Annotated in this window: 16 protein-coding genes and 1 pseudogene; 7 read left to right on the forward strand and 10 right to left on the reverse strand. The window is 56.8% G+C overall.

Going from position 1 to position 22,586, the window contains the following annotated elements; all coding sequences use genetic code 11:
* Positions 1 to 365 precede the first annotated feature (365 nt).
* The 8 genes from Q1Q75_RS19665 to Q1Q75_RS19700 all read right to left on the reverse strand — a co-directional run bounded on the left by Q1Q75_RS19665 (position 366) and on the right by Q1Q75_RS19700 (position 11,950).
* The gene (locus Q1Q75_RS19665; RefSeq protein WP_300674241.1) at positions 366 to 2,531 is read right to left on the reverse strand and encodes an ATP-dependent RecD-like DNA helicase; all 2,166 of its coding nucleotides are present in this window, start codon (positions 2,529 to 2,531) and stop codon (positions 366 to 368) included.
* Positions 2,532 to 3,003: 472 nt separating this feature from the next.
* Positions 3,004 to 6,462 carry an AAA family ATPase gene (locus Q1Q75_RS19670; protein ID WP_300674243.1) on the reverse strand — a complete coding sequence of 1,153 codons (3,459 nt, stop codon included), beginning with the start codon at positions 6,460 to 6,462 and terminating at the stop codon, positions 3,004 to 3,006.
* Entirely contained in the window at positions 6,459 to 7,670 is a 1,212-nt protein-coding gene (locus Q1Q75_RS19675; protein ID WP_300674246.1) for an exonuclease SbcCD subunit D C-terminal domain-containing protein, read from the reverse strand. Before Q1Q75_RS19675 ends, Q1Q75_RS19670 begins: the two co-directional genes overlap by 4 nt.
* A 186-nt stretch (positions 7,671 to 7,856) precedes the next feature.
* A complete protein-coding gene (locus tag Q1Q75_RS19680; protein ID WP_300674249.1) occupies positions 7,857 to 8,174 on the reverse strand; it encodes a CcdB family protein in 318 nt (105 codons plus the stop codon).
* A complete protein-coding gene (locus Q1Q75_RS19685) occupies positions 8,174 to 8,419 on the reverse strand; it encodes a type II toxin-antitoxin system CcdA family antitoxin (protein ID WP_300674252.1) in 246 nt (81 codons plus the stop codon). Before Q1Q75_RS19685 ends, Q1Q75_RS19680 begins: the two co-directional genes overlap by 1 nt.
* Positions 8,420 to 8,549: 130 nt before the next feature.
* Complete coding sequence (locus Q1Q75_RS19690) at positions 8,550 to 10,211, reverse strand: methyl-accepting chemotaxis protein (RefSeq protein ID WP_300674254.1); 1,662 nt, start codon at positions 10,209 to 10,211, stop codon at positions 8,550 to 8,552.
* Between the two features lie 448 nt (positions 10,212 to 10,659).
* Complete coding sequence (locus Q1Q75_RS19695) at positions 10,660 to 11,661, reverse strand: biotin--[acetyl-CoA-carboxylase] ligase (protein ID WP_300674257.1); 1,002 nt, start codon at positions 11,659 to 11,661, stop codon at positions 10,660 to 10,662.
* A 103-nt stretch (positions 11,662 to 11,764) separates the two neighbouring features.
* Entirely contained in the window at positions 11,765 to 11,950 is a 186-nt protein-coding gene (locus Q1Q75_RS19700) for a hypothetical protein (protein ID WP_300674260.1), read from the reverse strand.
* Between the two features lie 178 nt (positions 11,951 to 12,128).
* Here Q1Q75_RS19700 and Q1Q75_RS22650 point away from each other — a divergent pair.
* From Q1Q75_RS22650 to Q1Q75_RS19710, 3 genes and pseudogenes are all read left to right on the forward strand, one after another.
* Positions 12,129 to 12,245: pseudogene (locus Q1Q75_RS22650) on the forward strand (hypothetical protein); the annotation flags it as partial.
* A 34-nt stretch (positions 12,246 to 12,279) separates the two neighbouring features.
* The gene (locus Q1Q75_RS19705) at positions 12,280 to 12,726 is read left to right on the forward strand and encodes a hypothetical protein (RefSeq protein ID WP_300674263.1); all 447 of its coding nucleotides are present in this window, start codon (positions 12,280 to 12,282) and stop codon (positions 12,724 to 12,726) included.
* A 574-nt stretch (positions 12,727 to 13,300) separates the two neighbouring features.
* Positions 13,301 to 14,926, forward strand: coding sequence for an FAD-binding dehydrogenase (locus tag Q1Q75_RS19710; protein WP_300674265.1), 1,626 nt, complete (start codon positions 13,301 to 13,303; stop codon positions 14,924 to 14,926).
* A 278-nt stretch (positions 14,927 to 15,204) separates the two neighbouring features.
* Here Q1Q75_RS19710 and sulP read toward each other — a convergent pair whose 3' ends face one another.
* A complete protein-coding gene (gene sulP, locus Q1Q75_RS19715; protein WP_300674267.1) occupies positions 15,205 to 16,923 on the reverse strand; it encodes a SulP family inorganic anion transporter in 1,719 nt (572 codons plus the stop codon).
* An 868-nt stretch (positions 16,924 to 17,791) separates the two neighbouring features.
* Between sulP and Q1Q75_RS19720 the strand changes: the two genes are divergently transcribed.
* The 4 genes from Q1Q75_RS19720 to Q1Q75_RS19735 all read left to right on the forward strand — a co-directional run bounded on the left by Q1Q75_RS19720 (position 17,792) and on the right by Q1Q75_RS19735 (position 21,443).
* A complete protein-coding gene (locus Q1Q75_RS19720) occupies positions 17,792 to 18,574 on the forward strand; it encodes an acyl-ACP thioesterase domain-containing protein (RefSeq protein ID WP_300674270.1) in 783 nt (260 codons plus the stop codon).
* A gap of 181 nt (positions 18,575 to 18,755) precedes the next feature.
* Positions 18,756 to 20,390, forward strand: coding sequence for a long-chain-fatty-acid--CoA ligase (locus Q1Q75_RS19725; protein WP_300674272.1), 1,635 nt, complete (start codon positions 18,756 to 18,758; stop codon positions 20,388 to 20,390).
* A gap of 11 nt (positions 20,391 to 20,401) precedes the next feature.
* Positions 20,402 to 20,575, forward strand: coding sequence for a hypothetical protein (locus Q1Q75_RS19730; RefSeq protein ID WP_300674275.1), 174 nt, complete (start codon positions 20,402 to 20,404; stop codon positions 20,573 to 20,575).
* 34 nt (positions 20,576 to 20,609) lie between these two features.
* On the forward strand, positions 20,610 to 21,443 hold the full coding sequence (locus tag Q1Q75_RS19735) for a methylenetetrahydrofolate reductase (protein WP_300674277.1): 834 nt from the start codon (positions 20,610 to 20,612) through the stop codon (positions 21,441 to 21,443).
* Positions 21,444 to 21,551: 108 nt separating this feature from the next.
* Here the strand turns inward: Q1Q75_RS19735 and Q1Q75_RS19740 are convergent, their stop codons facing one another.
* A complete protein-coding gene (locus tag Q1Q75_RS19740) occupies positions 21,552 to 21,731 on the reverse strand; it encodes a hypothetical protein (RefSeq protein ID WP_300674280.1) in 180 nt (59 codons plus the stop codon).
* Between the last annotated feature and the right edge of the window lie 855 nt (positions 21,732 to 22,586).

Below are 22,586 nucleotides of genomic sequence, written 5' to 3' on the forward strand. Positions count from 1 at the left end.
CACGAGTTGGGTGCGCTCATATGCAAGGCATCAGAGCTGAAGATGTAGTGGTTTACCTCAAAGCTCTGATAACGCGGCAGATGAGTGCACCCGGCTCGCCCGAAGGGTGAGAAAATCAGACAGAATACCGTGGATTACATTTTGTATTTTTGAAACAGCTGAAAATATTACTGCAAAGAACTGTAATTACAAGTTATTCCTTAGCTCTGATTGTTTTCTCATGAAATATCCGGGCTAAAGCTCATGCACCTGCGACGCACTGTGCGTTTCCTTGCACTTCACGCGAATGCGGACGCATTTCAGCTGGAGTGGCGACAGCAGAGGCGCATTCGCAAACCTGCTTTCAAGGTGGCTCACCTTGTTTTCTATCCTCCCAGTTGCAGTAGATCTGTCAGGCGGGTGAAGCGTTGGGTGGTTTTGTTGTTTCGGACGGCGATGGCCAGGGCCTTGTAGGACCCCACGAGGACGACGAGCTCTTTGCCGCGGGTGATGCCGGTGTAGATGAGGTTTCGCTGGAGCATGATCTGGTGCTGGGTGGAGACGGGGATGACCACAGCGGGGTATTCAGAACCTTGGGATTTATGGATGGAGATGGCGTAGGCCAGGGAGAGTTCGTCGAGTTCTGCGGTTTCGTAGGTGACCTCGTTCTCTTCGAAGCGGGCGGTGACGCGGCGAGCGGCTGGGTCCGCGGCGACGATGCGGCCGATGTCTCCATTAAAGACGTCTTTGTCATAGTTGTTCTTGAGCTGCATCACCTTGTCACCGAAACGAAATTTGAAGTGGGCCTCATCTGCCGTGCCTGGGGGGTTGGGATTCAAGGTCTCCTGAAGGAGCTGGTTTAAGCGTTCGCCGCCCAGAGAGCCCCGATGCATGGGGGTTAACAGTTGAATGTCTTTCATGGGGTTTAAATTAAAGCGCCGGGGGATGCGCCGGGCGATGAGCTCGACGAGGGTACTGGCCACGGCTTCGGGGTCGTTTCTCTCGATGATGAAAAAATCCCCGCCCGGCTCCCGGCTTCCGGAGAAGGGTTTTTCGCCTCTGTTGATCCGGTGGGCGTTGACCACGATGAGGCTCTTTTCCGCCTGTCGGAAGATCTCCGTTAAGGTGATGACGGGGATGCGTTTGGAGGCAATGATGTCCCTGAGCACGTTGCCCGGGCCCACGGGCGGCAGCTGGTGGACGTCGCCGACGAGAAGGAGGGTGGCGGTATCGGGGACCGCTTTTAAGAGGTTGAACATCAGGGGCACGTCGATCATGGAGGCCTCGTCCACCACGAGGACGTCACAGGCCAGAAGGTTCTCCCTGTTTTTCTGAAAGCCGCCTTTCTGAAAGCTGAACTCAAGCAGCCGGTGGATTGTCTTGGCGGGAAATCCGGTGGATTCGGTCATGCGCTTGGCGGCGCGGCCCGTGGGGGCGGCCAGCAGCATCCGGGCACCTGCCTTGTGATAAATCTTTAAAATGGCTTTTATGATGGTGGTTTTGCCTGTGCCGGGGCCGCCGGTGATCACCATGGTTTTGTAGGTGAGGGCGCCCTGAACCGCATCTCTCTGCCGGGGGGCCAGGGTGATGGAGAGACGTTTCTCCATGGCGGCCACTTCGTCTTGAGGATTATCAAAGACGGGGAATTTGGGCGCGGCTGCGACCTGAGAGAGGGTTCTGGCGATGCCCCGCTCTGAGTGAAAGAGCCAGGGGAGGTAGACGGCTTCGCCGATCTCGGGGTGATCCACCTTCAGGGTGATCACCTTTTCGTTTTTGGCGAGAGTGGCAATGCCCTCCCGAATGGGGTCGTGGGGGAGGTGCAAAAGCTCCACCGCCTTTTGCACCAGGGGCTCGATGGGCAAAAAGAGGTGGCCCTCGTCCGTGGCGTGGGAGAGCACATACAAGAGTCCTGCGTGGATCCGTTGGGGGGCGTCCAGGGCAAACCCGGTGGACCGGGCGATGCGGTCTGCCGTGAGAAATCCGATCCCCGCCACCTCTGTTGCCAGAGCGTAGGGGTTTCTGGTTACCACCGACACCGCTTTTTTCCCAAAAGCCTTCACAATGCGGCTTGCAAAGGCCGAGCCCACCCCGTGGGAGTGCAGAAACACCATCACCTGGCGCACATCCATCTGCTCTTCCCAGCCAGAAAGAATCTGCTCCGCCTTTTTTTTGCCGATCCCCTCCACATCCAGGAGCCGCTCCGGATGCTTGTCAATCACCGCAAGGGTCTGGTTTCCAAAGGCCGTTACCAGTCTCTCGGCCATCTTCGGACCGATCCCGTGGATCGCCTTGGACGCCAGGTACTTCTTGATCCCCTCTGAGGTCACCGGCAGCGCCGTGGAGAATTTTTCCACCTTGAATTGCAACCCATACTGAGAGTGACTCTCGAACCGCCCCAACGCCTCAATAAAGGTCCCATCCGGCGGCCCCATGAGCGGCCCCACAACCGTTACTTCACCATGCCCCTTCACCCGGACCTTGGCGATGGTAAACCCCGTCTCCTCACTGGCGAACGTCGTGCGCACAATTTCCCCGCAAAGGGTTTCAGTCATGTTTTTTTGCCTCCGGCGGCCAGGGGATGATCCCCTGAACCCCAGGTGGCACTCGGTTCGCCTGGGGCTCACCGGGTGCGCGGTGGGTGATGTGCTTCGATGCGTTGTCGCATGGGCGCAGTGTTTTGTTTGTCAGTTGAATACATAGTCGTCAGAGGCGCAATATTCAAGGGGTACCCATTATATTTAGAGCCTGGGGCGAGACCCGACGGGTCTTCGCAAGCCCGCGTTGAAGGTGGCCCACCTTGCAGCCGGAGTGATCTCGGTATAAGCCAATCGTTGTTTTGTCGTTGAAGCACCGATCGGCTCACGAGCATGGTAGGTCGGTCGCAGTCCCACACCCTTCACGCGAATGCGGACGCATTACAGCCTCGAATGATGAGACCCAACGCGCATTCGCAAACCCGCTTTCAAGGTGGCACACCTTGCCGCCGGAGGCTTTTTCCTTCCCCCCCCTTCTCCTTTCTTTTCCCTATCCGTCCACCACCGTCAGTGTTGAGTGTCCGTCGGCTTTTCGGGTGACTTCGATTTGGGTGCCGAGGCGGTGTTTGAGGAGGTCGACGTGGGAGATGATGCCGATGGCGCGGTTATCGAGGCGCAGGTTTTCGAGGGCGGCAAGGGCCGTGTCGAGGGTTTCGGAATCGAGGCTGCCGAAGCCTTCATCGATAAAGAGGCTTTCGATGCGGGTTTTCTGGCCGGCCATTTCCGAGAGGCCCAGGGCCAGGGCCAAGCTGACAAGGAAGGATTCACCGCCGGAGAGGCTTTGGGTGGGGCGGACGGCGTCGGCCTGGTAGCGGTCGATGATTTCGAGTTCCAGGTCTTCGCCGGGGATCCGCTGGATCTCGTAGCGGGGGTTTAAGGTGAATAGGCGTTGATTGGCGAGGATGACCAGCTGGGCCAGGGTGAGGCCCTGGGCGAATTTGGAAAATTTGCTGCCGTCGGAGGAGCCGATGAGATCCTTTAAGACGCGCCAGGGGAGGGCTTCGGCCTCTAAGGCGTCGATGCGGGTGATCTGCTGCGCCTGTTCCAGGCGGGCTTTCTGGTCGGCTGCGAGGGCGGCGTTTATTTCGCCCATGCGTTTGAGGAGTAAGTCCCGTTGCGTATCGATATCGACTTTTCGGGCGGTGAGTGCGGCGGCTTCTTCGTCGGTGGGTGGCTTCTCTTCTGCGAGTTTGGAAAGGGCCTCTGTGGTTTGCTGAAGGAGGGTCTCAAGGCGCACTTTTTCTGCGGCCAGGAGGTCTTTTTCTTGAAGGACTTGTTTGTGTGTCTCTTCGCTGAGAAGGGCGGCTTTCAGGGCGTCAATGCTTTCGAAGCCGATGTTGGAGAGTCTCTCCAGAAGTTCCACGTGAAACGCGGCGCATTTTTTTTTGGTTGAGGCAAGCTCGGTTTCGGTGGTGGCTTTTTGCGTGCTCACGGTGGCGAGGTGTTGCCCTGCTTTGTCACAGAGGGCTCGTCTTGCGGGTTCGTCCAGAAGGGTCTCCGGCACCTCGGGTGCATCGATGGGGAGATCGCTGAAGGGTTTTTGTTTCAGGGTCCACTCGTCGTGTTCTCTGGTGATGCGGGTGATCTGAAGGGCCAGGGTATCCAGGCCGGCATCGATTTGGGTCACGGTGTGACGAGCGTCGGCCAGTTTTTTTACCGCCGTTCGCCAGGCCACAGCCTGTTTTTCAAGGGTATTGACGGCGCTTACCGCGGATTCAGGGGTATTTGAAGCGAGATTCCAGGGGGAGGTGGACTCTGTGCAGGCCGCAAGGGCTGTCAGGGCTTTCTGTTCCATGGTTTTCTGATGGGCAGACTGACGGGTGTGCTGGGCGGTTGTTTTTTCAAGAGACCCTTTGAGTTGAAGGCGCTGGGCCGCGCAGGAGTCGACTCGACCACGGGCAGCGATGCACTCTTTTTCAGCTAGGGTTAGGGTGGCCTCCAGGGTTTCGATGGCTTTAATCTGCTCAACGACAGCGGTGAGCCGGGCATTGTTTTCAGCGGTCAGCGTCTCTAAGTGTGGGCGGTCGCCGATGGTGGCCACAAGGTTCGCTTCGGTGGTGATGCGTGAGAAGGCAAGAGAGAGTTCTGCCGCTTTTTTTGCCTGGGTTTTTATTTGGGTTTCGATGCCAAGAAAGGTCGCTGTTGTGGACGCGAGGCCTTTTTCACAGGCCTGCTGTTTTTTCTCCAGGGCCGCCACAGCGCTTTGTTGGGTAAGCCAGCTCGCTTTGGTCTCAGAGGTTTTGGGGAGCTCCTGGGAGGCAAAGGGGTGGTCTGTGGCTCCACATAATGGGCACTCCTGGCCGGAAATGAGAAGGCTCCGTTTTTCTTCCAGGCTGGCCATGAGGGTGGCCTGGGAATGGAGTTGCTCTTTAAGCGTAAGAATTCGCCGTTCGGAGTCAAGGGTCGAGATGAGTTGGGCGATGTCTGCTTCGAACTGTTTTATTTCGGTTTGTTGCGCGGCACGGCTTTCTTGAAGGACGTCATTTTCTGAGAGAAGGGTGAGATGGGTCTCGGTGTGGCGCGTCAAATTTTGCAGGACGCTCCGCATCCTTTCAGTGTCCTCTTTTCGGGAGAGCCACTCTGTTTTGGGTTTGTGGGTGACTCGTTCTGATGTGACGGCTTTGACGCCCTCGTCTTTTTCGCGAAGTGTTTTTTGGGCGACGGCCAGTTGGGCGTCAATCTGTGTGATCTCTTTTTCGAGGCGGTCCATGGTTTGGCGGGTGAGGGTTGACGCTTTTTCCGCCTCCGTTACCCCTTGATTCATGGACCGGTAGTGTTGGGCCGCGTCTCGAATTTGCGGCAGAGCCGTTTCGATACCTTCATCGGCGGCATGGGTGTCTTGCCATGCGGTGAGTTGGGCGATCTCGGTTGCGAGGGTTTCTCTTTTTTTGATTCCCTCCCCTCGCCTGGCCTCGATGGTGTGGTTCTGGAGGGTGCAGGCGGCCACAGCGGAGGCAAGGGCCGTCGCGGTCGTGATCCGTGCGCTGCCGTGCCTTGTCAGGAGCTGTGCGAGTTGGGTTTCAGTGTGCGCCACCGCCTCATGATTCGAAGCCCAGAGCTTCAGGTCACCGGTAAGGGGGGCTGCCGTGTTGTGTCGCTCCAGCTGCCTGAGGCTGGGAGAAAAGGCCGTGGACTTTTCTATCCATTTGGATTCTTCCTCCTGGAGGGCTTTTTTTTGCAGGTTCTTTTGGGTCCACTCGGCATGGCAGAGCATTTTTTTGGTCAGGGCGGTGAGCTCTGTGTCGGAGTCTGTTTTTTGTGCTTCAAGGGTGCCGCGTTCGTCTGTGAAGGCTTGGGTCTCTTCGTCGGAGAGAAGGCGAATGAGATCGGCGGCCAGCCGCGCTTTGTTGACGGCCTCCTCTTTTTCCCGGGCGGCTTCGTGGGCCAGAATGCTGAGCTCCGAGTAGATTTCAGTGCCGGTGATGCGCTCTAAAAGCTCGCCTCGGTCTTTGACTCCGGCATCGAGGAACTCCTTGAACCGCCCCTGGGCGAGGAGCACAGAGCGGAGAAACCGGGAATAGTCCATGCCGGTGAGCTCCGTCACTTTTTCATCCACCTGCCGGATTTTGGTCTCCAGGATGGTGCCGGAGGCATCGGCGAGCTGGCGTTTGGTCCCTTGAATTTTTCCATCGGGTTTTTTCCGTGCCCTGGCCAGGTCCCATCGGGCCGAATAGACCCCTTGTCCGCAGGAAAAAAGGACCTCGGAGAAGCATTCCCCGGTGCCGCGGCTCATCATGTTTTCCGGGTTGTTACGTTTTTTTTCATCGTATCGGGCGGCCTTGCCAAAGAGGGCCAGGGTGATGGCGTCTAAGATGGTGGTCTTTCCAGACCCCGTGGGGCCGGTGATGGCAAAGATGCCCGCTTCGGCCAGGGGGCCTTCGCCGAAATCAATTTCGAAGCGGCCGGCAAGGGAGTTGAGGTTTTGAAAGGCAAGGTGCAGAATTTTCATTTTTCAACCTCCTGGGCCTGGGTGAGCAGGTGGGCGAAGCACTGGCTTAAGGTTTCGGTGGGCACCTCTCCGTCGTAGGCGTCCAGTCGTCTTTTGAAGACCTCCTCGGGTTTGAGCTCGCTGATGGTGAGGCCGGACAGCTCAAGATCCACGCTTTTTCTCTTTCCGGCATCTAAGCCGACTTTAAGCACCTCTGCGCCTTTGGCGTCTGCAAGCGCTCTCAGCTCTTCGTTTAACGTCGTTGAGGTCAGGCTTCCTTTCACCACCAGTTCCAGCCAGGGCGTCATGTCGGTTTCTGCCACCTCCAGGGCGGTGAGTTTTTCTTTTAAGGCTTGCGCCTCTCCTTTCAGGCGAATCAACCGCCTGAAGGCGGGCACGGCGAGGGTTTCCTGGGTCAGGGTGCCGTGGCCCGTTTCAATCAGCCGGATCTCTTTTTCCCCTGTGGCTTCGCTGAAACTTAAAGGAATCGGGCTCCCGGAGTATCGGATATTCTCATCTTTGGCGACCTTTTGGGCGCGGTGCAGGTGCCCCAAGGCCACGTAATCAAAGCATTCGGGAAACTGCCCCCCCGAGATGCTCCCCAGGTTGCCGATGTGAATGGTTCGCTCGGAATCGGAGACGGATCCTCCCAGGGCCGTGAGGTGACCCGTGGCGATGACGGGTGCTTCGGGTTTTTTGGCTTTCAAGGCGTCCGCTACCTTTTCATACGCGGCCACCACTCCGGCCCGGGTCCGGGCCTCCAGATCGTCAAAGCTCTCTCCGGCCACGGCTTTTCGCACATCCCGGTCTCTTAAGTAGGGCACCGCCGCCACCCACACCCCGGGGTCGCTTTCATCCCGCAGGCAGGGGATGTGAAAAAGGGCCTTTTCCGCGTCATCGGGCAGAGCCCCCACCACCTGCACCCTCAGCGCCTGAAGCACCGTGGCCGGGGCATCCAGATGAGGGGCCGAGTCGTGGTTTCCCCCGACGATGACCGCTGAACAGGTTCCTAAGGCCGAAAGTTCTGTCAGGAAATGATAATACATCCGCTCCGCCTCTCGGGGCGGGTTGGCCGTGTCGAAGAGGTCGCCCGCCACGATCAAGAGATCGACGGCTCGTGCTTTGATGGTTTTAAGGAGAAAACCTAAAAACGCTTCGTGCTCGTCAAAGCGGTCCCGATCGAAAAAACGCTGGCCCAGGTGCCAGTCCGAGGTGTGGATGATGTTCATGGGTGCCGTGCTCCAAATTCAGTGCAGAAAAACGGTGGGGGGCAGATACGCCTGATTCGTTGGTTATCAAGGAGTAGCAAGATGTGGGAGGGGTGTCAAACGGGCGGCAAGGTGTGCCACCTGGACAGCGGGTTTGGGGTGTCGTCATTCGGGAGTGCCATGCGTCTTCATTTGCGTTTACAGGTATCAATAGCCCGTAAAGAGAAAATCCAGGGCGCCGATGATGCTGGGCCGGTATTCACTGAGATCACAGACGAAGGGACCGAGTTCAGCAGCAGGGATGGCGGCAAGCTGGGGCGTTAAAAGGACATGGGACGTTTTTTTGATGGTCAGCACAGGGGTCAACCGTTCGATGGGGGTGCTGAGGAGTCGTGATTGTCCAGCGACAGGGATCACCACCCGGGTATCCAGAGAATTGAGAAGGGCGTTTTGGACGTCCAGAAGATAGGGGTAGGCCTCACAACTGTCAGGGTTTTTGTTTTCATACACTGAAAATTGGGCCATCAGAAGCTCCTCGAATGGGCACTGAACAGGCCGTGTTTTTTGATATCCTCATTGTAGGCTTTGACAGCCCCCCTGTTTTTCTCTTGCCAGAGTGACCGCTCTTTTTCCCCAATCGTTTCGTGAAGTGCTTTTTCAAGGGTCGCCGAAAGATTGATTTCAAGCTCCCGGGCCCTTGACAGCAGATCCTTTCGAATGCTCAGATTGGTCGCTTTTTTTGCGGTGGTTTTTTGGATTTTTGTTGTCATGAGACCTCCGTTACAATGGGTGTCGCTTAATGCGTATATTTTATGCGCATCAATTGTAACATGTCAATCTCAAGTGGAAAAATACGGCGATACGACACGATCTTTCCTCGGGCCACCCGAAGGCAGCTGTTTAAATTCTAAACCGACCCACCATGGTGCTCAGGTTTCCGCTCATGGCCAGGATACTGGAGACGCCCTCATCGGAGCGGGCACAGCTTTCGTTCATGTCGCCGGAGGCGTGGCTCACGTCCTCGATATCCCCTGCGATGGTGGAGGAGAGGGTGGAGGTGGCGGCGACGTTGGCGTTGATTTCGGAGAGGCCGCTGGAGATCTGGGTGACGTTGTCAGCGATACCGCGTGTGGTCAGGGCCTGGGAGTCTACGGAGGAGGCGATTTCGGAGACGATGGCGCTGGTTTTATCGATGACCCCGGAGATCCCTTCGATGTCACCAATGGTGGCCTGGGTGGAGGTCTGGATGTTTTCAATGGTGGCGCGGATGTCTCGGGTGGCGTCGGCTGTCTGGCGGGCGAGGTCTTTGATCTCGGCGGCTACCACGGCGAATCCTTTGCCGTACTCACCGGCCCGGGCGGCTTCGATGGTGGCGTTTAAGGCCAGCAGGTTGGTCTGCTCTGAAATCTCGGTGATGGTTTCGGTCACTTTACCGATGGCTTCGGCCTGGGTGCCGAGCTCTCCGACGCGTTCGGTGGCGGTGCGGGACTGTGTGACGGCTTCGATCGTAATTTCACGGGCTTTGTCGGAGCTTTCGGCGATGGCTCGGATGGTGGCCGTCATCTCTTCGGTGGAGTCGGCCACGGCTGAGGTGCTGGTGGAGGCCTGTTCCATGGCGGCGGCCACGGAGTCCATGTTGGCTTTCATCTGGTCGGATGCGGTGGCGACTGTATCCGATTTGGCTTTTACTCCCTGGGCGCCCTCCTTGAGGGTCCCGGAGAGCCGGGTGAGCTCTTCGGCTGAGCCGTTGAGGGTGTTGGCGTTGTCCGCAATCCGAGCGATCATTCCCTGGAGGTTTTCAATGAATTGATTCATCCAGAGGGCCAGCTGCCCCACGTCGTCTTTGCTCTGGACGGTGAGACGTTTGGTGAGGTCCCCTTCGCCCTGGGCAATGTCTTTGACCATGGTCACTGTGTCTGAGAGGGGGCCGGTGATGAAGCGGCGAATGATGATGAGGTTAAACAGGATGGTGGCGACCACCACCACGATAAAGAGGCCCAGGTTCATCATTTGCTGGTGTCCGGTTTGTCGTCCAAGCTCGGTGAGACGGGTTTGCAGCGCCTCGGAGCGTGTTTGGGTGAGCTGGGTGAGGGCCTGGGTCAGTGCCTGGGTTTCTGTCGCCAGTCCCTGGGAGAGCTGGACTGCTTCGGTGTCGACTCCGTCGAAGTCTTCGGCGATGCGGGTGTAAATGGAGAGCGCCTGCTCTGTGAAGGTGTGAAGACGTGTGACCAGAGTACCGAGGGTTTCAGATGATGCGGGATCGAGTTTGATGATGGCGTTCAGGTGGGCGGTGACTTCGGCCGCTGTGGCGTCGGCGTTTTCCAGAGGAGCGGTGTCCCCCATGACCACAGCATCTTCATAATATTTTTTCTGATTTTTAAATTCGGTCAAAGCGCTTTGGGCTTCCAGGGTGGCAGGAAACATGGCGTCGGAGACCTGATTCAGGTCTGTCTGCATGGTGTAGCCGGCGATGAGCCCGACACCTGTTGTGATGGCGTAGCCCGCTATCAGGATTAACAGACTGCACCAAATTTTTTTCCCCGTGCTGAGCGACTGCCACATAGGTTTCTCCTTAGCTGCTAAAGATCTGGGTCAGGAATATGATGCAGGCGTTTTGAGTTGCCGGGAAGGATCACGGGCTTTAAGTAATGAGTCATTATCCATGATGCTTTCATCATGGGATAATCCCATGGAAAGAACTCTTTATTCTGTCGTATTTTTCAGAAATAACTTTAATTATATCGAAGATAGTAAAAAGAATTTTTTCTGAAAGACTCGAATAGAGAACGATCCAGCCTTTATATTCCTATAATATAATAAAAGATAAAGTATGTTGTCGGAATTTGTCAAAGGAAAACATGAGCATAACCATAGAAGATATAGGCTTTGCAGGTGATTGATAAGTAATTACAATCGAATAGTGAACGGGTGTTTTGGTGTTGAAATTGTTGTTTATAGAGCAATCGCTCGCTGACGGAGGGTTTGCGCCTCGATTGACCTGTGAATGACCCTATCCCAGGGGCTGGTCAAGGTAGGTCACATCCCCTGACAGAATGCGAAGGGATTCCCCGGCGGCGTTTTTCACCCGAAGCACCCCGTCTGTATCGATGTCGATCACCTGCCCTTCGATCTCTTCCCGCATCATGGAGACCCGGACCCGTCGGCCGATAATATCGGACAAGGTTTTCCAACGGCTGAGCATGGATTCTGGTCCCTGTTCTGTCAGGGTTTTATAGTGGGCTTCAAACCGGGAGAGGATGGCGCGGAGCAGGGCGACTCGGGAAAAGGCCGCAGAGGATTCGGCCATGACCGAGGTGGCGATCTCCTGGATATCGGGATGAAAGGCCTCGGCGGGTGTGTTGATGTTGAGCCCCAGCCCGACAATGACATAGTCCACGGCGTCGAGCTCCATGCTCATTTCCGTCAGGATACCGGCCAGCTTTTTTCCCCCCACCAGAATGTCGTTAGGCCATTTGATGCGGGCGTCGATGCCGGTCTCCTGGATCAGGGCTTCGGCCACGGAAACGGCTGTCATCAGGGTGATGAGGGCTGCCCTGGAGGGCTCCATGTCGGGGCGGAGAATCAGGGAGAAGAGAAGCCCTTCACCGGGCCTGGCCAGCCAGGATCGTCCTTTGCGCCCCTTGCCGGCGCTCTGGGCTTCGGCCACCACCAGGGTTCCGGAAGGAGCCCCTTCGCGGGCCAGCTCCCGTGCCCGAATATTGGTGGAGTCGGTGAGGGCGTGGTGGACGATACTGGTCTTCCCCACCTGGGCGGTGGAAAGGCCGAAGCGTATCTCTTCCGGCAGGAGCAGGTCGGGGGCCTGGGTGAGGAGGTATCCTTTTCCCGGAGCCCCTGAAATGACGTACCCCAGCGCCTTGATGGCGGCGATATGCTTGGAAATGGCTGCTCGGCTGATGCCGAGTCGGCCGCTGAGCTCTTCGCCCGAGATCCATTGGCCGGTGCGGGAACGCAGTGCCGAAAGAAGGTCCTGCCGTGTGCCTGACAGCGTCATGGTGGCTCCATTGAGGTGAAGACGTCGATGAGGGTGAGGTGCTTCGCCGATGCCTTCTGGGGTGATGGGACATGAGGGTGACGGCATGGGACGCGGCCCCGGGCTATTCAGGGCTGAGGAACTCGTTCAGCTTTTCGCACATCTCCTCGGGCCATACCTCGGCGTTGAGAAAGAGCTCCACCTCCTCTTCGGTGAGGACCCCTCGAATGTTGGGGGGGAGGGCATCCAGGGACATCTGGCGCTCGGGATCCACGTGACTTTTCTTGACCTTGTTCTTATTCTTGCCCATGATGTATCGTTCCTGTATTTAAAAAAATGTTTTTTCGATGAATGAAGGTGCATTTACAGCAGCCTGAAGGTTTGGCCTGTTTTTAGCGGCTTCATCTGAAACAACCGCAATCTCTTCGAGCTACTTATCACACAACCCTCGAAAAGGGCAATGCGATCCCAACGCAAAGGTCACCCCTATGAGCACCCAGCAGGAGAGAAGTCGGCAAACACGCAAAAAGCTGGTGGACGCAACCCTGTCCTGCCTGCAGGACCATGGCTACGCCGGGGCCAGCCTCTCTCGGATCCTTGAGCGCGCGGGCGTCTCCCGCGGGGCTTGGAGCCATCACTATGAAAATAAACGGGCCATGGTGGCTGACAGCGCGGAGACTCTTCTGGCCACCGCTCTGGTTGAAGCCCACGGGGTGGGGGAGGGGCTTTTTTTCCCACACCCTGGATGTGGAGGCATTGATGGAAGATGTCTGGAATCGCTTCTACCAGGGGCCGTATCGGGACGTCTGGGTGGAGTTTAACGTTGCCTGCCGCACCGACCCCGAACTGCTCACCCGCCTGACCCCGGTGATCGAGGGCTTTTTTGACGAGCTGGACGCCATCTGGCGCTCGCGATTCCCCAGCTCCGACACCTACGCCCGAGCCAAAGACCTCCTGGACCTCTCTCTCTACCTGCTGCGGGGCATGGCCCTTCAGTCTCTCTCTCTGAATCGTCCGGATCACTTCCGCCACTTGCGCCGTGCCTGGGTTGCGATGATTCAAAGCGTTGTTGCCTCCTTACCGTAAAAAAAACGTCACCTTGCTCTATCGGTCATCCCCTGTCAACGCGCCTTTGGCGCACCCTGTGGGGGGAGGCTCGGATTCAGAGATGAGGAGCGGTATTCCTGATCTCTGGTTGAGAACAATGTTCGAGCGCGGAGGATAACTTCTTGACATTGCAGGGGCAAGCTGTGAAAGTTCAAAAACAGACTGCGCGGTCTGTTTTTAGGCGAGGACGTATTTCACCTTGACGTGACGAGGCCCGTAGCGTCTTCGTAAGCCCGTTTTCAAGGTGGTTTTTGCAATCGTGGGTTAGGAACGAATACATTATCAGTTGACTGAAAATTTGCCTGCAGCGGGTCGCTTTTTGAAAAAAACTTCCGTCTACGCAAAAGCCTCCGCCGTGACAAGCCCCAAAAACTGTTCGGTTGCAAAACCCTCTCTTACCCGCTCCCAGGCGGGACCGAGAGGGCCTAGCGAAAGCAATCCTTCAAAAATTTGTTTGTCAAATTTTTCAAACGTTTGGCCTCCGGCAAGGCCGCAGAGGCAACGTTTGTTTTTTCGAGGTCCCTGAAGACTATTCCCAAAAAAGGGGGGAGAGATGACGCACACAAGTTTTCAATCGGATGTGGTGATTGTCGGGGGAGGGCTGGCGGGAATGACGGCGGCCTGTGAGTTGCTTGATCTGGGGCGCAAGGTTTTGATCCTGGATCGGGATCTCCCGGCGCGTTTTGGGGGGTTGGCCAAAGAGTCCTTTGGCGGGGTGATGATGGTGGACACGCCCCTGCAGCGGAAAAACGGGATCCGGGACACCCCGGAGCTGGCTCTCTCGGACTGGTTGAGCTGTGCCGAATTTGGAGAGGAGGATCACTGGCCCCGAAAATGGGCCGAAGTCTATGTTCATCGATCCAAAGACATCATTCACAATTTTTTAAAAGACCGGAAAGTGACCTTTCTTCCTGTGGTGAACTGGCCGGAACGGGGTCTGTTTAAACCCGGTAATTCCGTTCCCCGCTGGCATATCGCCTGGGGCACAGGGTTCAGCATCATCGAGGGCATTGAAAAGTATCTGGCAGCTCACCCCAAGCGGGAGAATCTGGAGGTTCGTTTCGGATGCCGGGTGGAACGCCTGGACCACACCGCCGGACGGGTCACCGGCGTGAGCGGAACTTTGGAGGGGAGTGGCGAGGATTTTTCCGCCTCGGGGGAGGCCGTGATTCTGTCTGCCGGTGGCATGTGCGGCGGCGATCTCACCAAGGTGCGGGAGAACTGGACGGAAGAGTGGGGCACCCCGCCGGAAAAAATTCTCAACGGGTCCCATCGGTACGCCGACGGGCTGATCCACGATGCCGCCGAAGCCGTGGGAGCCCGTGTGACCCATCTGGACAAGCAGTGGAACTATGCCGCGGGCGTGGACTACCCCAACGCCGACATGCCCAACAAAGGGCTGAGCATCGTCCCGCCGCGCTCTGCCCTCTGGTTTAACGCCCTGGGCCAGCGCATCATGGACCCGGTGCCCCTGATGGGCTACACCGATACCCGCTACCTCGTGAAAAAAATCTGCCAGCAACCCGGCCAGTACTCCTTTCAGCTCATGAACTGGAAAATTGCCATCAAAGAGCTGGCCATCTCCGGCAGCGAACACATGAAAGCCTTTCGTCATAAAAATAAGGTGCGCCTGGTCAAAGAGGTCCTCCTCGGCAACACCGAGCTGGTGAATCGGCTCATCGGGGAGTCCAAAGACTTCATCACGGCCAACTCCCTGGATGAGATGGTGGAGAAGATGAACGAGATGGATAACCCGTACACCGTCGATAAAGAGAGTCTCAAGGAGGCGGTGTGGGCCTACGACGACCAGATCGACCGCGGCCCTGCCTTCTTTAACGATGATCAGCTCCGGCGTATCGCCAACTTCCGCACCTACCGGGGCGACCGCATCCGCACCTGCAAATTTCAGAAGATCGACGACCCGAAAGCCCGCCCCTTAATCGCCATACGCGAGTTTATCCTCAGCCGCAAAAGTCTCGGTGGCATCCAGACCGATCTGGCCTGTCGGGTCCTGAATGGCGACGGAGCCCCTATCAGCGGCCTCTACGCTGCAGGCGAAACAGCTGGCTTCGGCGGCGGCGGTATTCACGGCAAAGGGTCGCTGGAAGGCACCTTTCTTGGCAGCTGCGTCCTCATGGGCCGCATCGCCGCCCATGACATCTGCGGGAAGGGCTTGTAGGAGGGGAGGGGGGAAGGCAAAAGCGTGCCTCCGGCGGCGAGGTGTGCCACCTCGAAAGCGGGTTTGCGAATGCGCATCGGGCGTCGTCACTCCGGGCTGCAATGCGTCCGCATTCGCGTGAGTTCTGTTTGGTAACCTTTTCAAAAGGTTGGCCCCCGGCAGGGCCGCCGGAGGCGTCATACCAAAACAGGCCGTGGGTGATCCGAACGGATCGCTTACGGCCTGTTTTGGTTTAACGATTCAGCTTGTGTCTCCGGCGGTTCTGCCGAAGGCAGGTTTTATAGCCCGTCCACGGTCTTGATTTCCCGGCTGACGGTGGGGACGAAGGGGACGGGGAGTGGGACCTCTTCGATTCCGAGGAAGCGGCGGGCGCCGTTCAGGGCGTCATCGATGTTGGTGTAGATGTTGTCTTCACCGATCTGGTAGTAGAGGCCCGACTGCTCGAGGCAGATGAGGGGCTGAGCGTGGACGCCGGAGAGGATAAGCAGGGTCTCCTCGCGCTGGGCTTCCTCCACCATCTCTTCCAGGGCGTGCAGGGCCGTGGCATCGATCATGAGGATGTGGCGGCATCGCAGGATCAGCACCTTGGGCTTTTCGCGGACCACTTTCAAGGTGTCTTTAAATCGGTTGGCGGCGCCGAAGAAAAAGGGGCCGTTGATTTCAAAGATCTCAACGCGTCTGGGGACCTTTCGGCTGGCCAGGGCGTGGGGGTCGTTTTCGAGATCCTGGGTGCGGCGCTTGATTTTGGTGAGGTTGGCCATGCGGTTCATAAAGAGCAGAGAGGCCATGACCACGCCCACTTCAATGGCCACCGTCAGGTCTACGAAGACGGTGAGGCCGAAGGTGACCAGCATGACGGCGACGTCAGCCGGCTGGCTCTTCAGGAGCTTGACGAAAAAGCGCCACTCGCTCATGTGGTAGGCCACGATCATGAGGATGGCCGAGAGGGTGGCCATGGGGATGAGCACCGCCCATTTGCCGAAAAACAGAAGGATCAGGAGCAGGGTGATGGCATGGATAATACCGGCCACGGGGGTGGTGCCACCGCTTTTGACGTTGGTGGCGGTTCGTGCGATGGCGCCTGTGGCGGGGATGCCGCCGAAGAGGGGGACCACGAGGTTGGCCAGGCCCTGGGCCACCAGCTCCATGTTGGCGTTATGACGTTTGCCGATCATCCCGTCGGCGACCACGGCGGAGAGAAGGGACTCAATGGCAGCGAGCATGGCGATGGTAAAGGCGGGCGAACTCAGCTGCTTGATCATCTCCCAGTTGACCTTGGGAATCGATGGCGAGGGAAGGCAGGTGGGCACGCTGCCGAAGCGGCTGCCGATGGTCTCTACGTCCAACCCAAGCAGGGCCGTGAGAATTGTGGTGGCGATGATGGCCACCACAGAGCCCGGGACCTTTCGGGTGACTTTCGGCCAGAAAAGGAGGATGGCCAGGGTGGCGGCTCCCACGGCCAGGGCCTGAAGGTTTGCCGTGTCCATGCCGCCTGCATAGGCGCCGAGTTTTCCGAGAAAACTTCCTGGGACATTGCTCAGGGAGAGGCCGAAAAAATCCGGTATCTGGGTGGTAAAGATAATCAGGGCGATGCCGCTGGTGAAACCCACCGTCATGGGGTAGGGAATGAAGCGAATGGCCCCGCCAAGCTTGGAAACCCCCATGATCAGGAGCATGGCCCCTGCCATCATGGTGGCGACGGCCAGCCCATCGTAGCCATACTGGGCGACAATTTCGAAGACCACGATGATAAAGGCCCCGGTGGGCCCACCGATCTGAACCCGGCTTCCTCCGAAGCAGGAGATAATAAAACCGGCCACAACGGCCGTGAAAATCCCCTGTTCGGGTTTGACCCCTGAGGCAATGGCAAAGGCGATGGCCAGGGGCAGGGCAACAATACCCACAATCACACCGGCCATGACGTCGTTTATCAGGGTCTTTTTAGAGATCCCTTCCTTGACGGCACGCACCGATTCCGGAACAAAAAGCGAAAACATCTTACGACTCCTTGAAGAAGACTATTTCCCGCAGTGCGTCGGAAAACGCACCCATTGGGTGCCGGGAATTCCGAGGCGAAGACGCGGAAAAAAACGATCCATGGTCCAATGGACGGTCTTCAGCGGCTCCGTCTGCAACGGGTTGAGTTCTGATGAGAGGGAAAAGCGCGTGGATCTCCCGAAAGGGATGCGGCGTTTTTCGCGTACATCTTAAATTTTGTGCATATCGGTTGATTGGTCTGTCGGATTGCATGTGACAGCAAGGCGGCAATGAGGCGGCACGGGCAGTGTTTGTGTACTGTCTGTCGTGGCCAATCAAAGGATAACCACCTGAGAATGGGGCTTGTTGATGTTGATATGTTTCATGGCGCGCATCACCGGCACGCCCCTGAAATGTAAATGAGGGAGGGTGTTTCGAGGGGGTACGAACCTGGGTATATCAAAATTATTTATCAATGATGTAAATATTGGCAAATACTCAACAAGACGACGCCGACAACGTAACGCCAACACCTTGGGATGTCAAGGGAGAATCAGAGGAACAGTGGTGCAGTGATAACACCCGTTTTGAGAGCCCTGCCGGAAGGTTTCTCGCCTCGTTTCCGGTCCTCCTCTCCCGTTTTATCCTTCGGACGCCCTTTTCCCCTTTGTGTCATAAATCTGCCTTCACGCGAATCGTTCAAAACCCGCGGGGTGTTTTTTTGTCTTATCTCCCGGCACGGCTTATTGATTCTTCACGCAGATGGGGTATGGTGAAGGCCTGTGAGACGTTCCTTCGTAAGTTCTTGCCTTGGCGGAACGATTCGGTTTCTCGTATGATCATGCGAGCTGTTATTGACCTCTTGTGATGATGAAAAGCACACACGCCATGACTGATATCTTTACGCGAACATTGAAAGTCCGACTTTCTGAAGTGGATCCCTGGGCTCTTTTAAAGGTGCAGAGCATTTTTGACTGGTTTCAGGATATCGGCTGCGAGCATGCCGCGGAGCTGGGTATCAGCGCGGCCGAACTTCTGGTACGAAATTATACCTGGGTGCTTCTCAAGTATCAGGTGCGGGTCACCCGCTACCCCAGCTGGAACGAAGAGGTGACCCTCACCTCCTGGCGGGCTCCCCTGAACGATCTCTACGATCTGCGGGAGTTTCGGGTGACGGATGCCTCGGGTGAGACCCTGATCACCGGGAACAGCGCCTGGGTGATCATGGATTTCAACACCCGCAAACCCACGCGGCTCAGCCGGTGCCTGACCCAGGCTCAGCGGTCGGAGAAGGGGCTCATTCCCGATAGTTTCGAACGCATTCTCCCTGTGAAAAACCCCCAACATACCACGGATTTCAGGGTGCGTATCTCTGACCTCGATTTCAACCGCCACGTCAACAACTCCATCTACATTGGCTGGGCCCTGGAAGCTCTCCCGGAGTCTTTTCTCAGCCGCCATCTCCCCACGGAACTGGAGGTGCGCTTTGTCCGTGAGATCGCTCGGGGCCGAGCCGTTCTCTCCGAGGCTCAGCGGGAGGACACATCAGAGCGTGCCTTTCTCCATCGCATCTCCGGCAAAGATGGGGAGGGAGAGCTCATGCGCATGCGGACCGTCTGGCAGCCCATGGAGCGGTTCGACATTCCTTCCCAGATCCGTTCGCTGGGCTGAGACGGCCTTCCCCTCTCTCGGCGTTCAAGCCTGTCAGGGTCCCCTGGCGTGCACGGCATGGTTGACAGGTTTGAACTTCTCTGGCTATGATTAAGACGCTTATTTTCATCATTATTCGGCATCCCTTCTCCCATATTCAGAAAACAGATCCATGCAACCCCCAGGCCCAGGAGGCTCATCCATGGTCTATCAGCCCGGCGAACCGTATGACTACCCCCTTATCATCAAGAAGCTTTTGACCACGCCGCTCATCTATTCCCCGGATCAGGAGATTGTGTACCGCGATCAGGTTCGTTACACCTACCGAGACCTCAGACAGCGCATCGGCCAGTTGGGATCGATGTTAGAGGGGATCGGGGTGACGGGGCCCGAGGTGGTGGCAGTGATGGACTACGACAGCCATCGGTTTCTCGAATGTTTTTTTGCTGTGCCCATGATGGGGGCGGTGCTGCAGATGGTGAACTGGCGCCTCTCAATGGATCAGATGGTGTACACCTTGAATCATGCCCGTGCCCGTGTGGTGCTGGTGCACACCGATTTTCTGCCCCTGATCGAAACGATGCGGGATCGTCTGGAGACGGTGCAGACCGTGGTGGTGATGACCGAACAGGGCCAGAGCCCCACGCCCTCCTTTCCCATTGCCGGTTATTATGACCCTTTGCTTGAGGCGGGCGATCCCGAGTACGATTTTCCCGATCTGGATGAGAACACGGTGGCCACGACCTTTTACACCACGGGCACCACGGGCAGCCCCAAGGGCGTCTATTTCACCCACCGTCAGCTGGTGCTCCATACCCTCTCTACCGCTGCGGCGGTGGGGGCTTACGATTCCGTGGGGCGATTCCGTTCCAATGATGTCTACATGCCCCTGACGCCCATGTTTCATGTTCACGCCTGGGGCGTGCCCTATCTGGCGACCCTTTTGGGGGTCAAGCAGGTTTATCCCGGTCGGTATGAGCCGGAGGTGCTGTTGCCCCTCATTGTGGACGAGAAGGTGACCTTTTCCCATTGTGTCCCCACCATTCTTCAGATGATCACCACCCATCCCGCGGTGAAGGCCTTTGATCTCTCCCGGTGGAAGGTGATTATCGGTGGATCCCGTCTCCCCCGAGGGCTGGCGGAGTCGGCTCTGGCCATGGGGATTACGGTGTACTCTGGCTACGGCATGTCTGAGACCTGCCCCATTATCAGCCTGGGGATGCCCGGAGCCGGGTGGGAGGATCTGAGCGCAGATGCGCTGATGGATATCGTGGTGAAAACCGGGCGACCCATTCCCCTGGTGGAGGTGGCCGTGGTGGATGAAGTCGGCCGATTTCTCCCCCACGATGGGGCCGCCACGGGTGAGGTAGTCTTCCGGGCTCCCTGGTTGACCCAGGGGTATGTGGATGACGAGGAGCGAACCACGGAGTTGTGGCGGGACGGCTGGCTTTACAGTGGAGATGTGGGGACCATTGATGAGCAGGGCTACCTGCAGGTGACCGACCGGATGAAGGATGTCATCAAAACCGGGGGGGAGTGGATCTCTTCTCTGGCCCTTGAAACGGTGTTGAGCCGCCATGAGGCCGTGCTGGAATCGGCCGCCATTGGTGTGCCCCATGAGAAGTGGGGAGAGCGGCCGATGATGATTGTGCACCTGAAACCCGAGTATGTGGACAGCGTCGGGGCGAGTGATTTGCGTGCATACTTGAAAAAGGCGGCGGATCGGGGAGATCTTCCCCGGTATGCCGTCCCCGATGTGTTTGAGATTGTGGACGATATACCCAAGACCAGTGTGGGGAAACTCGATAAGAAGAGGATGCGCACTGAGTTTCGGTAAGGAGGTCTGTCATGGATCATGAGAACCTAAAACCGGGGGACGAGCATCCGGGGTTTCTCATTTGGTTGTGTCGTGTGGGCATTTTCCGTGATGTGATTGAGACGTGGGTTCTGTTCAGGGCTGTCACCCGGACATCCGACAGCCGGGAAGAGATGGGCTGGCCGCCGTGGCGTCAGTGGTTTTAACCGAGGATGGACATGAGATTTATGGAGAGATGATATGAAGGATGGTCGGTTTGACGTGGTGGTGGAGGTGGTGCCCCCGGCGGGTGCCGATGTGGCCCCTCTGGTGAAAATTCTGGAAGGTATCAACGATCTGTCGTTTTCCGGGTTCAGCGTGGCCACCAACCCGGTGGCCAAACCCCGGATGGATGCCCTCTCTCTGTGCCGGATTCTTCAAGATGAGCTGAAGAGACCGGCTACCCTGCATGTCACCACGCGGGATCACAACCGCCTCAGCCTCCAAGGCCTCCTCTGGGGGGCGAAAGCTCTCGGGATAAACACCGTGCTGGCGATGACAGGCGATTTTGTGCCCCTGGCCGAGGAGGGAGTCACCAGCTCGGTGCGCGATATTTCCCTGCCGGGTCTGATCACCATGGCTCGGGATGCCGGTCTTCATACCGGGGTTGTGATGAACCCCTTTACCGACGAACTGCGCCTGGGGATTGCCATGAAGCGCTTAAAGGAGAAGGTTGACGCCGGCGCTCAGTTTGTGGTGACCCAGCCGGTGTATACCGAAAAAGATGCCGAACTCATCGCCGAGGCCGTGAAGCCTCTGGGGATTCCGGCGATGCTGGGGCTTTTGCCCTTACGCACCTTTAAGCACGCCGCTTTTCTTCATCACAAGGTGGCGGGCATCGAGGTGCCAGATGAGGTCCGCAGTGCCATGGCCAACGCGGAAAATCCCACCGCCGAAGGCATTCGGCTGACCCGGAGTCTGCTTGCGACCGCCCGAAAACATTTTGTCGGGGCCTGCATTATGCCGCCCTTTGATCATTTTGAAATTTTGCATGGGGTGTTGCCCAATGAGAGAGAAGAGCTGCAGGGGGATTAACTGAACCTCAGGGTTTTCTTCCCGTTAGAATCAAAAATGGCCCGAAGGCGTTCCAAACGGAGAGTGTGGGGGGATCCGTTCTTATGGAAACGCATTCGGGCCAAGGAATCAGTAGCCCCAGGGAATGGCAGGCCGGCGAGATTTTTTGGGTGAAAAAATGGCTTCAAGCTGGTGCTTGACGTTTCTCAGTGCTTTTCGATGTGTTTTAAGGGCGTTTCGTTTTTTAAGATCTGTGAGGTACTGCTTCAGTACCGACAGGTCGGTTTTTCCGATTTCGAGATCATACATGGTGAGTCTCCTTTCGTTTCTGTGGAAGCCGATGCCCGGGCGAGAGAGGTGTGGGTGGCTGATTGTCCACCGCGCCTTACGGATTGTTCGCCTCCAGACACTTTGACGCCTGGGGAATCGGGTGTATTTACAGTGTGACGGGTGCCTGATGTGTTGTCTTCTTTTGTGGCCGTCTTATGTGGCCGTCTTATGTCGTAGTTTCAAAAGGTGTGCCAACGCATGTAGAAATACCTGATGTGCTGGAATTTCAGTGAGATATAAAAAAGCCTCCTTCGGGAGGTTTTTTTATGTCTGTGCATCCTGTGTCGGGCATGTATGGCAAAAAGTTTAAAATGAATGGCGAATGTTCTGCGAGATCAGGGGGTTAAAATGTACGGGTGGTAAAATGTGACGTAAGTAACGGCCACTGTGGCATCTCAAGCTGCGGAGGATTTTTTTGAGCTGAAGAGTTACAAAATAAGAACAAAAAGCAAAAACGAAGAGATGACCACGAACCACACGAAAGTTATCAACACCGGTGAGATTACGGCGGCATCGTAGGATGGGCACCCATTTAATATCAAAGGGCGAAGCGTGCCCATCTGGCAGTCGGGAAACCCACAACGATGAAAATTACATAAATTCCGATGACGCAGCCTCTTTCCCCGGCGTGATCGGTTGCACCCGCGCCAGATGGGCACGGCACTACCTTTGCCCATCCTGATATGATTGCCCCTGTCAAGAGACAAATAGCCCCCCATCCATTATTTGCCATAATGGTTATGCATTCTTCGATATTTCAAAAAGAAAACAGGGGCGCAGCACTGTAACGACGTTTGATCAACCTGATATACGCGGGTTGGTTACCGCATGACA

This window comes from Desulfoluna sp. (assembly GCF_030145185.1).
Lineage (GTDB): Bacteria > Desulfobacterota > Desulfobacteria > Desulfobacterales > Desulfolunaceae > Desulfoluna.

Coding starts and splice junctions, on each gene's coding strand:
- Q1Q75_RS19680 (WP_300674249.1), bottom strand. CDS start 8,174: ATGGCCCAATTTTCAGTGTATGAAAACAAAAACCCTGACAGTTGTGAG.
- Q1Q75_RS19675 (WP_300674246.1), bottom strand. CDS start 7,670: ATGAACATCATCCACACCTCGGACTGGCACCTGGGCCAGCGTTTTTTC.
- Q1Q75_RS19695 (WP_300674257.1), bottom strand. CDS start 11,661: ATGACGCTGTCAGGCACACGGCAGGACCTTCTTTCGGCACTGCGTTCC.
- Q1Q75_RS19705 (WP_300674263.1), top strand. CDS start 12,280: ATGAAAATAAACGGGCCATGGTGGCTGACAGCGCGGAGACTCTTCTGG.
- Q1Q75_RS19720 (WP_300674270.1), top strand. CDS start 17,792: ATGACTGATATCTTTACGCGAACATTGAAAGTCCGACTTTCTGAAGTG.
- Q1Q75_RS19725 (WP_300674272.1), top strand. CDS start 18,756: ATGGTCTATCAGCCCGGCGAACCGTATGACTACCCCCTTATCATCAAG.
- Q1Q75_RS19740 (WP_300674280.1), bottom strand. CDS start 21,731: ATGTATGATCTCGAAATCGGAAAAACCGACCTGTCGGTACTGAAGCAG.
- Q1Q75_RS19735 (WP_300674277.1), top strand. CDS start 20,610: ATGAAGGATGGTCGGTTTGACGTGGTGGTGGAGGTGGTGCCCCCGGCG.
- Q1Q75_RS19685 (WP_300674252.1), bottom strand. CDS start 8,419: ATGACAACAAAAATCCAAAAAACCACCGCAAAAAAAGCGACCAATCTG.
- Q1Q75_RS19730 (WP_300674275.1), top strand. CDS start 20,402: ATGGATCATGAGAACCTAAAACCGGGGGACGAGCATCCGGGGTTTCTC.
- Q1Q75_RS19665 (WP_300674241.1), bottom strand. CDS start 2,531: ATGACTGAAACCCTTTGCGGGGAAATTGTGCGCACGACGTTCGCCAGT.
- Q1Q75_RS19710 (WP_300674265.1), top strand. CDS start 13,301: ATGACGCACACAAGTTTTCAATCGGATGTGGTGATTGTCGGGGGAGGG.
- Q1Q75_RS19690 (WP_300674254.1), bottom strand. CDS start 10,211: ATGTGGCAGTCGCTCAGCACGGGGAAAAAAATTTGGTGCAGTCTGTTA.
- Q1Q75_RS19700 (WP_300674260.1), bottom strand. CDS start 11,950: ATGGGCAAGAATAAGAACAAGGTCAAGAAAAGTCACGTGGATCCCGAG.
- Q1Q75_RS19670 (WP_300674243.1), bottom strand. CDS start 6,462: ATGAAAATTCTGCACCTTGCCTTTCAAAACCTCAACTCCCTTGCCGGC.
- sulP (WP_300674267.1), bottom strand. CDS start 16,923: ATGTTTTCGCTTTTTGTTCCGGAATCGGTGCGTGCCGTCAAGGAAGGG.